Source organism: Nostoc commune NIES-4072, from assembly GCF_003113895.1.
GTDB lineage: Bacteria > Cyanobacteriota > Cyanobacteriia > Cyanobacteriales > Nostocaceae > Nostoc > Nostoc commune.
This window is the reverse complement of the sequence record NZ_BDUD01000001.1, coordinates 655,150-669,986: the sequence shown is the minus strand read 5'-3', so window position 1 is coordinate 669,986 and position 14,837 is coordinate 655,150. Positions and strand designations below refer to the sequence as shown.

The window sequence follows — 14,837 nt, the reverse complement described above, 5'->3', positions numbered from 1 at the left end:
TCAGAGTCAAAGCTGGAATCAACAGGGAATGCAGTAGCAACCCCTGCTTATGATTGTGGGTTCGTAGCCAATGAAAATCTGAATGATTAGTCACTTTTTGGCTTGATTGCGTTATTGTCAGCAAGAATGGCAAGAGAAATAGGCACAAAATGGGCTAAATTACCGAAAAATTGGGTCTAAAGCCTCACTCTAAAGAATTTAAACGAGTCAAAATTGCTATTCCAGCGATCGCAATCTCTAATTCCTGCTTTTACCCTGATGCGATCGCAAAAATGAGAAACCACAGTTCGGCGTATAGCTGGCGACACCAAACAAAGGATTTTGAAACCTAAACTTTTAAACTTTCAGTTACCCTGAGTGACTCAAGTATGGTTACACTACCGACATAGTAATCACTGTTGGTGGAATACCGAGCGATGTATAGAAATGCTAAAAGATTGACTGCTATTTTTCTGTTGGTTTTTCTGTTGATTGTTACTATCAACTTTGCAGTAATTGCTCAAGATAGTTCAGATGGCCCTGCTGTAAATTTTGCGCCTCAGCTATGTTCAGTCCCTGCTGGACTGAAAACTCAACAAGTCATTGCCGACAATGGTCATAACCAAGTTAAGATGGGCGATCGCATTAGGATAAAAGTTGAAGGATTATCAGCAGCGACCAGAAAAGCAACGGCTAATGCCACCAATTCATTTGATCCTCGACAATTAGTGTTGTATCTAGATGGCTATGAACTAGAGGATGTCCACGGAGAACCAGTCATCGTTAAGGTTGTGGGTAAAGATCAAAAGACAGTTCTTGAGGATGATTGGTTAGCCTTTCGACTTGAACGCACCGACTCGTCTGAAGCTGCATGGAATGGGCTTCTTGGTAGAGGAAGCAGATACAGTATTAACGCGATAGCGGGAGTAGGCTGTCCCAAAAAAATTGCAATTCCGGTGAGCGATCGCTTTCCACCTCCTCAATTAACAATAGTTCTGTTTTCGTGGCGATTTTGGCTGTGTCTATTTCTACTTGTGGTTGTTGTATTACTGTTCATTAGATATTGCCGAAACACTCTTCGTAGCTCTGGAATAGAAGGGGTTTACTCTGAAATAGAGGTGATTGGTGGACAGGAACGGTTGACCACAGAAAAGGTTGATCTTAAAAAGGTTGCTCTTAAAAATGAATATCGTCAAAGCCGAATTGCTCAATTTTTTCTTGGCAGGAAAAAATTGAATAGAAACCCATTTAGTCTATCTATATCTCAACTTGCTTTTTGGACATTTCTAATTTTTGGTGCTTACCTGATTATCTACGGCATAACAGGAGACTATACGAATATTTTGACTCAACAATCACTAATATTATTGGGAATCAATTCTGTAACTACTGTTGGTACTTCGTTAATTGATGGGCAGGGGAATGAAAAGAATAAAAAAGGTAGTCAACGCGTTTCTGAAGGTTTTTTCTATGATATATTATCGGACATTAATGGAGTCAATTTTCATCGGTTCCAAACATTTATTTGGACACTTGCGCTCGGACTATTCTTTGTTTGGGAAGTCGTTAAAAATCTGGCAATGCCGGAATTTGATGACACACTTCTTACACTACAAGGAATCAGTGCCGCAACATATCTTGGGCTTAGAGGGCAAGAGCAGCATGGTATGATAAAAGAGCCAGAATCTATATCCATAGAAGATAATTCTTCTACACAACCGCTTCCACCAGAACAAGCCAATCCACCACAGAGCGATTCATCGATTCCTGCTCCCTAAATTCTAAACGTTGAATCTTTGGTTGCGTACCCGCCCAATCTAGGCGATCGCACCCTTATTATCTGGTTATCCTTTTCTTTATGAAGCTGCGCCAAATCTTTTAATTTCTTGTTTATTGGCGGTAATCTGCGGCAAACTGCTTCTCTACGAACGCGAACAGCGTGTCGCAGACAGACGTTTTGCGAATGCGTGTATGTTCTCTTATTTCTTGTACTATCGGCGCATCTTCATACAGAATTGGTATTTAGCAAAAGTAATAATTTCATACATCAGGATCAACTAGATTTGCAATCATACTTTGTATGGTAGTTCTGCACGCACTTTCAGATTTCATCGACTGCGATTTTGCGATAAGTGGCTCATCTGCTAGTTATTGGTACGAGGGGCGTTGTCTCCATAGTGGCGATTGCCTAAAATTACCCCGCACCTCAATATCTGAAGCGATCGCTCACGGACTCATGCAACAACTTGCCAAAAATGACTGTTATTCTCGTGAAGGCAAGATGTATGGAATACTATTAGTTGAACTGGCTACTGGGGAACAAAGGGTACTCAAAGCCTTCTCCGGTCTTTTGAATGGTTGCAGTGTAGTTGAGGGCTGGGTTCCACCAATTCCAGGACGAGACGAAGTTGCTTTGGAAGAAGCCCGCACTTTGGCACAGTTGGACGCGATTAAGCAAGAACTCTTTACCTTAAAGCAACTAACCGAACGCCAGCAGTATGAAACCCTGTCTGATGAATTTGAGCAACAATTGCAAGCAATGAGCGATCGCCATCGCCATAGCAAACATCAACGACAACAGAAACGTCAGCAAATCTGCAATACACTTACAGAAGAAGCACTCACAATTGCCCTTGAACAACTCGACGAAGAGAGTCGTCAGCAAGGAATTGAGCGACGACAACTTAAACGCCAGCAAAACGCTGTATTACAGCCTCTCCAGGAGTTAATTGCAGCAGCCGATGCGCGAATTAGCGAACTGAAACAACAGCGTAAAGCACTATCTCGTCAATTACAAGCTCAGATGCAGGCTACCTACAGCCTGACTAACTTTTCTGGGCGATCGCTATCATTACAGCAATTGATGCCAGGAGGTTCGCCCACTGGCACAGGAGACTGTTGTGCCCCGAAGTTGCTCCATTATGCGGCAACACATAATCTCAAACCCCTGGCAATGGCAGAATTTTGGTGGGGTGCGTCTTCAGTAAATCAAGATAAAATCCAGGGAAAATTTTATGGAGCATGTGCAAAGCGATGCCAGCCATTGATGGGGTTTTTGCTCTCCGGTTTAAGACCTATTTCAATGCCGAATAGATATTTTCAGATAACAAGCCCAATATCACTAAATACATTAACACATTTACCTAGACCTAATGTGTTTGAGTCCAATGAATTCTCCCCAATGAAGGGAGAAATGGCAATTATTTATGAAGACAAATGGCTGATTGCTGTAAACAAACCTGCTGGATTACTTTCAGTGCCTGGTCGTTATAGCGATCGCCAAGATAGTGTCTTGAGTCGCTTACGTCATCTGTTACCGGACGGGATGGCGCTTGCATCTGTGCATCGCCTAGATCAGGAAACATCTGGGATTTTGTTGTTAGCACGCGATCGTCAAACCCATCGGCAAATTAGCCAGCAGTTTCAGCAACGCCAGGTTCACAAGGTTTATGAAGCGATACTTTCCGGTATTATGATAGTTGAGCAAGGTAAAATTGACCTGCCACTGTGGGGAGATCCTGAAAATCGTCCTTATCAAAAAGTCGATTGGCAGCACGGTAAACCCAGCTTGACACACTTCCAGGTAATTGCCAGAGAACAAGATTACACCCGTGTAGAATTTACGCCGCTCACAGGGCGCACTCATCAATTGAGGGTTCATGCAGCTGATGCACGAGGACTTGGGGTAACTATTTTAGGCGATCGCCTTTATGGATGCTGTGCAGTTACCAGTCGCTTACATCTCCACGCTAAAGAACTTCGCTTCGAGCATCCGCAATTAGAAAAAACCTTTCATTTACAAGCAATTACACCCTTTTGACGCTCAACGAAGAGGACTTGGGGACAAGGGGAAAGACTTGTTGCAAGTACTCATACCATTTCACGAAAGAATTGATACAATTTTTTTTGCCTCCCCAGCTCCCCCTGCTTCCCCTGCCCCCTGCCCCCTGCCTTATCTCTAAACGTTAATGCCTATAAAGGTGGAGCTGGAAGTGGCTTTGCTGCAACTGCAAAAGGTGAGCGTCCGCCCTGTCCCACTTCAAACTGATTCATCATATCGTGGTCTTCGTGAACCGCATTGTGGCAGTGTGACATATATTTACCTGTATTAGGGCCAAACTTACCAATTACTCGTATGGTTTCATTTTCCCCAACATAAAAGACATCTTTCAACCCACGCTCGTAAGGAAGAGGTGGTCTACCATTACGGTCAAGCATTTGGCAATCAATTAGGTGAAGGTGAATAGGATGAAACGCACGACCTGATGGGTTAGACAATTTCCAGATTTCAACATCGCCTAATCGAGGATTAGCATCAATTCGGGTGTTATTCCAGGCTTTGCCATTGATCACCCACAGATTATTAGAACGCTCATACTTAAATTCTCTGGTTCGCACTGCTGAAGATTCGGGGATAGGCTGGATTGTACGTAACCTGGAGGGAATAGAGCTATTATCTGGTTCACGGCGCACAACATCAAAGCGCATAATTTGATTCGTACCGTCGTAATTCGTGTTGTTAGGAAGTCCGAGATTTCGCAGCACTACCTGAGAGCCGATTGGGTATTTAGAAAAGTCAATAATGAATTCGTAACGTTCTGCTGGCGCCAACCGGAAATTTTTGGCTTTAACCGATGCGCTCATTAATCCGGCATCAGTGCCAATCATAATAAAATCATCGCCATTGCTCAGGGCAAGATTATAAGAGCGCGAAATCGAACCATTCAAGATCCGGAAACGGTATTTACAGGTATCTACCTCCATACGCGGCCAAGGCGCACCATTGACCAAAATAACATCACCATATTGACTAATTTCACCTTGGGTATTAAAGACTAACCTGCCAGTATTAGTAAACTGCTTATCTTGAATAAATAGTGGTACGTCGTATTTACCTTTGGGTAAGGGTAGTCCAAGCTCAAAGTCATCTTGAACAATGTACATACCTGCCAAACCCATATAAATATTACGCGCAGTATTATGAATAGCGTGGTCGTGATACCATAACGTAGCCGCGCGTTTGTTCGGATAGACGTAATCTTTGTAGAAACCCGGTCGTGTCAAATCTTCAGCATAGCCATCGTACTGCGGTAAAGATGCCATCCCATGCAAGTGAACTGATGTTGGTGTATCGACACTATTATTGATAAAGCGAATAATTGATTGTCGCCCTTGACGTTGCTTAATTGTAGGGCCAGGAGCAATACCGTTATACGCCCATATCTGCGTTGTTAGCCCAGGCAAAATATTGACCAGAGCTTTTTTCATCGTGATCTGGTAGTAATCTGTGGTCGCATTACTCCGCACTGGTTTAAGTACTGGCGGTATGGGAAGTTTAACACTAAAACGAGTAGGCTGAGGACTACCAGCAGTAGCTGCTTGTCCACGAGATAGCAAGCCTATAGGAATCAGCAAAGAACCACCTGTAAGCGCTCCTAGCTTCAGGGCTTCTCGTCTAGTTATTTTTATCACTTTTATTTCTTTATTGGTGTATTGCGAAATTGGCCTGAATGGTTCTAGCAATCAGTAGATTTGAAAAAGTTTGAATTACTAAAATTTATGTACTGGACAAACACATCATCTTATGTATTAAGGTAAATAGGTCGTCTCAGCTTTTTACAAATAATTTTTTATCATTTGCATAGGATTCTTTATATGAATGTACATTTCTGTTTGTTTGTTAAATTTACAAATATATTTCCAAAAAGTCAACCAATTAGTAATTAAATTAAACTCTACAAGGCTACAAATGACTTGATTTTTGCTTTACTTTTTGAATTTATACTTCTTTTTTAAGTTTAGAAAAATTAACATTTTTTTAGTAAGTTTTTAAGTCAATAAAAAATTTGTACGCTATTTCTTCATTTTTTAAATAATTATAAATAGCAAAATTATCTACATTGTTAAACCATTTAATCTTTTTGTTTAGTATAGTTAATTGCTAATTACAAGCATTATATTTCATGTTTTTCCTTCACTTGTATATAACTATTACGTCATCTGTTGCTGGATGGGATGGCGCTTGCATCTGTGCATTACCTAGATCAAAAAACATGTAGGGTACTGCTGTAGTATGTAGTATATAAAAATAAGGTTCAGTTAAGGATTTTTGGTACTGATTTTATACCTGTAGAGGCCCAGAATTAGACTTCGTATCGCTGCGCTAATCTTATGTAGAAATATTTAGACTAAATAGGTTGACTTTAGTATTGTTGTAAATTGTATGTAATTCCCCTTAGGTTTTGCAAAATTAAGGTTTGAGCATTGGTATCAATAGCTTAATCAGTTTTCATGCTTAATAGCGAGACAGGCTAAAAATCCAAATATGAGATTTGTGATTTTCAGCGTGTCTTACTCAATCTTGAATAAGGCTGAAAAACGTAATGCGAAGACTTAAACTTCTGAGTGTCTTGTTGATAGTGGGTTTATCCCTTAGCCTTTCAGTGTTCATTTCTTTTGTTTTCCCACACAAAGTTTTTGGTCAATTTCGTACCAACATTCCCAACAATGCCACGTTACTTGCACAGCGAGAAGCCGAAGTTAAATCGGGCTTCGTGGTTGCGCCTCCCAATAAACCCCTTCGTCCAGCAGAGCGTCTCCGCCGCGATACCTATGGCGACGTGGGACTTTCTCCCCTGAGGACAACGGCTCAGTTAGATCGATTGCTCTATCCTTCTGTTCCGCAATCAGCTCGCCAGAAACTGGTGGAAGGGGCGTGGTTTTTTACTGCCCCAGAAACTGTTAGAGAAGGTGCAGGTTCGATGGCTAACCAAACTCGATGCGCAGGCTGTCACTTGAATAACCTTGAGTCAGTTCCGGGGCTGGGGCTGGTCACGGGTATCTCTAACGTCACTCGAGCTGGACGGTCAACCCCCACCAACTTCAGTTATACGTCGGGTGACACCAACAAAGGTGGTAGACCAGCTGGTGTTCGCTTAGATCCAGTCAATCCAGACGGTTATGCTAATTTGAATATCGTCAATAAGTCCGACCCAGCTTTAGATGCAATCAATAATACCGGGCGAACCGCAGCCTTTACGATTTTCGGGGACTTTTCACCATCGGCTGAAGCAGTCGATCCTACGAAATCTTACGATCCTCTGGATGGCACTAAAAATCCCATCACAGGTAACGCACAGAATTTTGGTGGTTTTGTGCAGCATACACGTCCTCCGATCGCTGAACTTAAAGCTTTCGATAGCAGTATAGATTGCAAACCAGATGCAATCCCAAGCATCGCCCAAGATCGAAACCTCGGCAGGATTGATCCAACTACGGGTCTGAGTTCAAGTGGATTTCGCCGTGGTGTCGGTGAACGCGCTGGCCCCCCCTATATCGGTCGTGGACTAATGGAGGCTATTCCAAACCAGGACATTACCGACGCTCCTGATCCCTCTGACACTATAGGCGGCAAATCGTCTTTGAAAACTGCTGTATTCAAGTGCAAGGGTGATTGTGTCACAGGTAAGGTTAATGTGATTCCTGCCAATGCGCCACCTGACCAACCCAACGCTCTAATCTCTGGGGTAGGGCGTTTTGGCTTACGTGCCAATGGCGCAGAGATACTACAGTTTATCATTGGGGGCTTGCAAGGTGAGCTTGGCATTACTACCTTAGCTAACAATAATGAGATCAAAATTGCTGATCCCAAAATTGCTCCCTACAATAAGAACTGCCAAAAAAATCTAGTAACCGACCCTGAGTTTCCCCTCAGCACCCCATTCAGTGAGCGCAATTTCTTACGCCTAACGGCTCCCCCTGAATTTGGCCCCAATCTCTTGGCCGTGCTAAATTCCAAAAATCCCTCTCAACCTCGTTCTGGCTATAATCGTGCAGCCAGCGTTCAACGGGGAGCGCAGCTTTTTGGCATTGATCTCACTGCCTTTGCCAACCGGATGATCCCCGGTCGTATGCCTAGCGGAGGCGATGGTCGTAATCCCAATGCCATTAACCAGAGCGATCACATGGTCAGTTGTGTAAGTTGCCATACTCCGGTTCAAAGAACTGGTCGGTCGCCTGCTTTTGGCGATCCATCCTTAGGTGCTGATGCAGCATCCGTTGTAAACATTCTCAGTTACCGTTGGGCACCAATTTTCTCGGATCTGCTTCTGCATAAAGGCCCCATCATTGATGCTGAAAGGTTTGCACCAACTCCGCGTGATCCAATCCTTGTGAGCCGATCCACGGTTGTCGGTAGTAACCAATTGAACTTTAAGACCTATGATCTACCCCGCAACCTCACTGATGATATCTTCTCAAACCAGAAAGCAACCGCTAAGGGTGAAGAGTTCCGTACACCGCCTCTGATGGGAATTGGTAAAGTTGGCCCTCCATTCTTGCATGATGGTAGCGTCTACTTGAGTACCCTCACCCGTGATACAACACCTGCGGGTACTGTGTTTACCAATAGCGAAGTGACCAATGCACCGTTGGTTATTCGTTCGGTAGATGATGCACTTCGTGCAGCAATTGAGCTACATGACTTACCTGCACCCGATGACTATAAGACCTCTAAGCTGCCGGGTGGAGGATGCCCTGTTCCTCCGGGTGGCAAAGTCTTCAATAAAATTGGCAATGTTATCAACTATGGCTCATCACCTGAAGATGTCATTTGTCCACCTTATAGCAGTGCTATTTCAAAAACTCATCGGAGTGAAGCACGTGAAGTTATCGGTCGTTACCGTTCTCTAAAACCTTCTGATCAACAAGCGATAATTGATTTTTTGAAAGAACTATAGTGGCTTTCCAGTATCTCTAATATGGATAGTTTGTGAATTTTACTAAGGGGACATTCTGAAGAACGTCCCTTTTTTTGATGCTCCCACCGAGAACTATGACAATCGACTTGCTTTTTAAATTTGGATGTGATAATTTTTGCTTGTAGTTAGTTGAACGGTTATCCGACCAATTTACCGTATTTAAAGAAATTGATATCACAAGCTAAGAGACTTTCCAAAACAATATTCAAGGAAATCTCTAATGAGCGGTAAAGATAAAAGTGCAGGAGTTTACGTCTAAACTCTCATTCTTATCTTCTTTTATTAAAAAACGAACCTTTCCAGACATAAAGAAGCCAGTGTGCCCTTGCAATTCCTTGACTTGTACCCCTACGGGGATCTTGCTATGCTCTTAGCATTAAGGCAGGGTAGCAACTGGCGCGACACAGAGCAAAAGATTCTACTAAGAAGGATAGATGTTGCTGCTACTATTTGTCCCATAATTCACAATTATATGAGTAAAGTATTCATTCTTAATGCCAACCAACAACCGTTATATCCAGTACGTATCAGCCGTGCTAGGCTGCTATTGTCACAAGGTAAAGCTACCGTATTTCAGCGATATCCCTTTACTATAATTCTGAAGGAATCCCTTTCTCATCTTAAACTTGAGCAACTTGGCTTCAAAATTCATCCTGGTATTAAAACTACTAGTACGCCACGACGGAAATAGAGCAACCATTTAAAATCCTTAAAAAGCTGATTCCATAATACTTTTTACTTTTGACTTTTGAATGCGTGACTTCTGCCTTGCGGTACTAGTACTATTGTCAGCAAAGATAAAAAAATTGGTATTAATCTTAGTCGCCTCCCAAATGGAGGAATATAGATGACAAACCACATCATCTTAGAACCATTGCCAGAAGACCAATGGTTTATTGAGAGCCAGGAACTACGATCCTTTGTAGCAACAGTGCGTGAAATTAGCGCTATTACTGTTGACGATCGCACCCAAACTCTCGCTAAACTAGAACCCTATTTTCAAGAACTGCTTGCCCAACAGGAATGGCTACCCCAAAAGTTTGCCCAAGCCAATCCCGAAAGCAAAATGGGCGGTGGTATTGGTCAGTGGCTACTTTATCGCGCTAAAGACCGTTCCCTGTCAATCTTTAGTTTGGTAATTCCCCCAGGTTCAACAACTCCTGTCCACGACCATTTGGCCTGGGGATTAATTGGTTTATACAAAGGCAATCAAGAAGAAACAGTCTATCGCCGTATAGATAACGGCGATGCTGAAGGACATGCACAATTACAAATAACTGAAGTGCGATTGCTTCAATCAGGGGATATCTATCGTCTGTTACCCCCAGATGGTGATATCCACGCTGTCAAAACTACATCCCAGAGCGCATCTGTATCTATTCATATTTTGGGTAATGATACTGGTTGCATCTTGCGTCACCAGTTCATCCCAGAATCTCATAGCGTTAAATCCTTTCGCTCTGGATATTCTAACGCTCCCTGCAAAGAAGAAGAAGAAAAAGAACATGCCCTACGCTAGACCACAACCCCCCGTATTCGAGCGAGTTGAAGACGAACGCCTGCACCGCAAACAACGCCTAGCTGCCGCCTTTCGCCTATTTGGTAAATTTGGTTTCAGCGAGGGAATCGCCGGCCATATTACAGCTCGTGATCCAGAATTTACAGACCATTTTTGGGTGAATCCATTAGGAACATACTTCGGTCATATCCGAGTTTCTGACCTGCTGTTAGTTAACAGAGAAGGTGAAGTGGTTAAGGGTGATGCTGAAGTGAATCGAGCTGCTTTCGCCATCCATTCTCAGATTCATGAAGCTCGACCTGATGTAATCGCGGCGGCTCATGCCCATTCACTTTATGGTAAAGCTTGGTCTAGTTTAGGTCGGCTTCTTGACCCCTTGACTCAAGATTCCTGTGCTTTTTATGAAGACCATGCCCTATTTGATGACTTTACAGGTGTGGTTTTAGAAATTTCTGAAGGTCAGCGATTGGCGCAAGCCTTGGGGTCAAATAAAGCTATAATCCTGCGTAACCATAGCATTTTAACTGTAGGACATACAGTAGATGAAGCTGCCTATTGGTACATTAACTTAGAGCGATCGTGCCAAGCCCAACTACTAGCAGAAGCTGCGGGTAGACCTACTATTATCAAACACGAAACAGCCCGTTTAACACAAACTCAAGTGGGGTCACATACAAGTGGGTGGTTCGGCTTCCAGCCCCTTTACGACAGAATTGTGCGCGAAGAACCTGATTTGCTAAATTAGTGTTGTGTTTAGGAGCACCAAAAAACTGGAGAATCCATTGTCTTTCATGCGTTAAATTGGCAATTTGTTTAATTTGGGCGATCGTAACCAAATGAATAGACATAAAACATTGAAACACCCAACGTAAGGTTGGAGTAGAAGTTGGTTTACCCATTCGATGATTATAGTTATGAACGATGTAAGCAACCAATATTTGCTCTAACTGCTGCAATGTTAAGCAAGCTTCTTTCTCCACTTCCTCTGGTCGTTCTTGAACGTTTGAACCTGTATATCCTTCTAAAGTTGAGAATAATTCTGTGTTTAGAGTTTTAAATGGACCCTCAACAATACCACCTTCGGATGGGCGATCGCGTAAATGACAAACAAACCCCAACTGCACACCTATCTGTTGCAAATGGTTTGAGCGAAAATCTTTACCGCCATCAGTATAAAAGTGTTCTGGCTTCAGGGCAAACGCATCTAAATTATTCTTGATCACAACGAAGGTTAAGAACCAACGAAAAAATCTTTCCTTTCGCGCTTGATTATTTTTTAAGCTCCAAAGCGATGTCTACGACGGGCTACGCCTACGCCTAAAATTTTCGCAATAAGCAAGACTTAATGACATTATTTTTGCCTCTGTTGAGAATAAACTTTGCTTATTGACATGATGCGGCCGCCCTGACTATATGAAAGACCATAAACTGACACGAATAATGTTAGAAAAGTCACGATTCAATCGGAGATTACATAATTTATCAATGTTAATCAACGACTTGTTTCATCAAGTAGGAATGATACTGAAACAATTGGATGAAAATACGGAATATATTTTAGACTCATTCCCCGTACCAATGTGTGACAATATTCGGATTTTTAATGTTAGGTTAATTCAATCAGAACAATTCAGGGGCTATATAAGCTTGACATTTTGCCTGCCTATGCTATGTAACTTAAAAGTTAAAAAGGCGAAAGGCAAACATGGTTTTCCAGTACACTAACGCATTTGTCACCATAGCATCGGTTAATTGCGATAATTTAGTGAATTTCTATACTAAGTTACTGGAGCAAAAGCCAATTATTTTGATTCCGAATGTCTATGCTGAGTTTAATTTGGTTAGTATGCATTTAGGTATTTTTAAACCAAAGAAGACAAACGAATCGGAATTTGAAGCTATTGCCAAAAGTAAGATAAGTTTGTGCATAGAGGTGAGTAACTTAGAAGATGCGATCGCTCACCTAACAGCTTTGGGCTATCCCCCACCAGGAGACATTTGCATTGCTTCCCACGGCAGAGAAATTTATGCCTATGATCCTGATGGCAATCGGATAATTTTACATCAAGCCCCAGTGAATGATAATTAATAAGTGATAATAATTTATTTGGTAATTGACTATGGCTATAACTCAAAACTATAGATTAAACCTGATTCAATGGTATCCGGGTCACATTGCGAAAGCTGAAAGGAAGCTCAAAGAACAGCTCAAACGCGTAGATGTGGTGTTTGAGGTACGAGACGCGCGGATTCCCTTAGCAACTCATCATCCGCAAATAGGTGAGTGGGTGGAGGGTAAGACACGGGTGTTGATACTTAACCGAGTAGATATGATAACGCCGCAAATGCGATCGCTCTGGATAGATTGGTTTAAACGTCAAGGGGAAGTCCCTTATTTTACCAACGCTCAACATGGTAAAGGTATAGCAGAAGTAGCGCGGGCAGCGCAAGCTGCTGGAGTAGAACTCAATAAAAGAAGAAGCGATCGCGGGATGTTACCCCGTCCAGTGCGGGCTGTGGTGATTGGTTTTCCCAATGTCGGCAAATCAGCTTTGATTAACCGCCTATTAGGACGGCGAGTAGTAGAAAGTGCAGCCCGTCCTGGGGTGACGCGCCAACTGCGCTGGGTGCGAATTTCCGAACATTTGGAATTGCTAGATGCTCCTGGTGTCATCCCTTTAAGATTAGAAGACCAAGATGCAGCATTGAAATTAGCCATTTGTGATGATATTGGTGAAGCATCTTACGATAACCAGCTAGTAGCAGCAGCTCTAGTGGATTTACTCAATTATTTGGAAGCTGTAGCCGCAGATTTATTACCAAAAAAACCATTAGAGTCCCGTTACCAACTCGATTCGACATCAGACACCGGAGATACCTATTTGCACGCCTTAGCGGAGCATCGTTACAAAGGTGATATAGAGCGAGCTGCAAGGCAACTTTTAACAGATTTTCGTAAGGGTTTGTTAGGTGAAATGAGTTTGGAATTACCGCCTAATTAAATAAGGGTGGCAGAAAATAAAACATTGTTAACTTCTCATTTTTAATTGAGCAGCCCGCACCCTTAAAATCACCATAGTTCCTCCTGTAAATAACATACCGAGTAACAAGGTTTTTAGACTAAGGTTTTTCCCGCTTTCACTCACTAAAATACCTTCCAATATTAGAGAAGGTATTAATATTCCCCCATAAATCAAGAAATTAGAAAGGATCAATCTTCTTTTTGCTAGAAGAGTCAATATCGTTAAGCCAAACCCTAGAGGAATAAAAGTTAGTGCATAGTAAAAAATCCTCTGATTTTTAGGCATTAATTCCAATAAATTCAAAGAGTACAAATTATGTAAATTATCTACATATACTTGGAGGGTTGCTTTGGAATAAGTGATAATTATGTGGTGAGGGTTAGTATCTGTAAAAATATTAGGTATATTCAGTGTAAAGTCTGCTCCATTCTCTCCAGTTATCGGCGTTCGTAATCGAAAATCTAAGTTATTTCCCTGCTGTCCCAGTGTCAAATTGCGACGTAGAGAAGTGCCGGAAATCGAAATAATGCGGGCGGGACCAAACTGCTCTAAGTTGGTAGTAGCCAGGGTAGTGCTGAGTGTAAATTCAGATGTTTTACTAATTCTTTGGCTAAGAGTTTTAACAGGAGTAGCTGTTTGTAGCCAGTGACTAGAACTCAAAAAAACACCTTTACCTTCCTGTGCATCTGAAGGCTGTCCTTGCCACAATAGCTCTGGCAATTGTCCAGTCTGTTCTTTATAGCAACATTTTCCTTTAAATTGATAATTAGCTATTAGTGAATTACCAAGATTATTTAAGTAACTGGAATCAGCTAATCCTTGCGCTATTTCATTTTTTGAGATGGCTCGATCAGCAATATAAACTTCAGACATGTATCCTTGCCAAGGTCTATCTCTCGTCTGCTCGTTACCAATCAGTAGGGGATAACTTGCATCCCAATTACTCAAATTTATCGTATTTTGCCACAACAGCGAAATCAAGAATGTCAAAAATATATATCCAATACAAAATACTATTATCTGTTTAATTGAACGGCTAGCTTTACTGTTTTCTATCTGTGCAACAGTTTGTTTAAAGCTTTGACTATTCCATAGATAAAAACAAATAAAACCAAGAAATCCACCAATACTATTGTTTATAATATCTGATGGAGTAGGCATTCTTGAAGGTAGAAATATTTGCAATACTTCAACTGTAAACGATAAGCCAGCACTCACCAAAGTAACTATGAAAACTTGCACTCCTGTTTTTATCCTTCTTTTCTGCAAGAGTCTAGTGAAGCCAAACCCTAACGGCATAAACAGCAAAAAATTATTTACCTGGTCTTGAAAATTACTAGCATTGTTAAAATTAGCAAAAAATTCTGGTAGGGAAAAACTGTCTGGGATGGAAAAATTAAATGGATAAAGTGTAGCTAATAGTACTGATACAATGCTGATAATGACAATCAGTCGATTAAATGTTTGAGCAGAAATCGGGAATCTATTCATAAGTTATTGTGTTATTACTATGACTAGTAATGGATAGCAGTAAAGTTAGTTAGTTTCAATATATAG

At 41.8% G+C, this 14,837-nt stretch carries 11 protein-coding genes and 2 pseudogenes; 10 read left to right on the top strand and 3 right to left on the bottom strand.

Translation table 11 applies throughout. From position 1 onward, the window contains the following. Nucleotides 1–170: 170 nt before the first annotated feature. From CDC33_RS38260 to CDC33_RS02940, 3 genes are all read left to right on the top strand, one after another. On the top strand, nt 171–332 hold the full coding sequence (locus tag CDC33_RS38260) for a hypothetical protein (protein WP_181373874.1): 162 nt from the start codon (nt 171–173) through the stop codon (nt 330–332). A gap of 105 nt (nt 333–437) precedes the next feature. After that, the gene (locus tag CDC33_RS02945) at nt 438–1,757 is read left to right on the top strand and encodes a hypothetical protein (RefSeq protein ID WP_219929996.1); all 1,320 of its coding nucleotides are present in this window, start codon (nt 438–440) and stop codon (nt 1,755–1,757) included. 302 nt (nt 1,758–2,059) lie between these two features. Continuing rightward, complete coding sequence (locus CDC33_RS02940) at nt 2,060–3,799, top strand: RluA family pseudouridine synthase (RefSeq protein WP_109007223.1); 1,740 nt, start codon at nt 2,060–2,062, stop codon at nt 3,797–3,799. Nucleotides 3,800–3,951: 152 nt separating this feature from the next. Here the strand turns inward: CDC33_RS02940 and CDC33_RS02935 are convergent, their stop codons facing one another. After that, nucleotides 3,952–5,451 (bottom strand): multicopper oxidase family protein, encoded by a 1,500-nt coding sequence (locus CDC33_RS02935; RefSeq protein ID WP_109012416.1) that lies wholly within the window; start codon nt 5,449–5,451, stop codon nt 3,952–3,954. 911 nt (nt 5,452–6,362) lie between these two features. Between CDC33_RS02935 and CDC33_RS02930 the strand changes: the two genes are divergently transcribed. The 4 genes from CDC33_RS02930 (at nt 6,363) to CDC33_RS02915 (ending at nt 11,002) form a co-directional block, all read left to right on the top strand. After that, nucleotides 6,363–8,717: a di-heme oxidoredictase family protein gene (locus CDC33_RS02930; RefSeq protein WP_109007222.1), complete on the top strand. Its 2,355-nt coding sequence runs from the start codon at nt 6,363–6,365 to the stop codon at nt 8,715–8,717. A 385-nt stretch (nt 8,718–9,102) separates the two neighbouring features. Further along, entirely contained in the window at nt 9,103–9,429 is a 327-nt protein-coding gene (locus tag CDC33_RS02925) for an RRXRR domain-containing protein (RefSeq protein ID WP_244919118.1), read from the top strand. A 156-nt stretch (nt 9,430–9,585) separates the two neighbouring features. After that, the gene (locus tag CDC33_RS02920) at nt 9,586–10,257 is read left to right on the top strand and encodes a cysteine dioxygenase family protein (RefSeq protein ID WP_109007221.1); all 672 of its coding nucleotides are present in this window, start codon (nt 9,586–9,588) and stop codon (nt 10,255–10,257) included. After that, nucleotides 10,244–11,002, top strand: a complete 759-nt coding sequence (locus CDC33_RS02915; protein WP_244919117.1) for a class II aldolase/adducin family protein — start codon at nt 10,244–10,246, stop codon at nt 11,000–11,002. Before CDC33_RS02920 ends, CDC33_RS02915 begins: the two co-directional genes overlap by 14 nt. Here the strand turns inward: CDC33_RS02915 and CDC33_RS40150 are convergent. Then, nucleotides 10,884–11,444: pseudogene (locus CDC33_RS40150) on the bottom strand (hypothetical protein); the annotation flags it as partial. The gene CDC33_RS02915 and the pseudogene CDC33_RS40150 overlap by 119 nt on opposite strands. A gap of 223 nt (nt 11,445–11,667) precedes the next feature. Between CDC33_RS40150 and CDC33_RS41865 the strand changes: the two are divergent. The 3 genes and pseudogenes from CDC33_RS41865 to ylqF form a co-directional block, all read left to right on the top strand. Further along, nucleotides 11,668–11,904, top strand: a pseudogene (locus CDC33_RS41865) (IS982 family transposase); the annotation flags it as partial. A gap of 58 nt (nt 11,905–11,962) precedes the next feature. Continuing rightward, nucleotides 11,963–12,346 carry a VOC family protein gene (locus tag CDC33_RS02900; RefSeq protein WP_109007220.1) on the top strand — a complete coding sequence of 128 codons (384 nt, stop codon included), beginning with the start codon at nt 11,963–11,965 and terminating at the stop codon, nt 12,344–12,346. 31 nt (nt 12,347–12,377) lie between these two features. After that, nucleotides 12,378–13,259, top strand: a complete 882-nt coding sequence (ylqF, locus tag CDC33_RS02895) for a ribosome biogenesis GTPase YlqF (protein WP_109007219.1) — start codon at nt 12,378–12,380, stop codon at nt 13,257–13,259. A 27-nt stretch (nt 13,260–13,286) separates the two neighbouring features. Here the strand turns inward: ylqF and CDC33_RS02890 are convergent, their stop codons facing one another. Continuing rightward, a complete protein-coding gene (locus tag CDC33_RS02890; protein ID WP_109007218.1) occupies nt 13,287–14,771 on the bottom strand; it encodes a VanZ family protein in 1,485 nt (494 codons plus the stop codon). Nucleotides 14,772–14,837 lie beyond the last annotated feature (66 nt).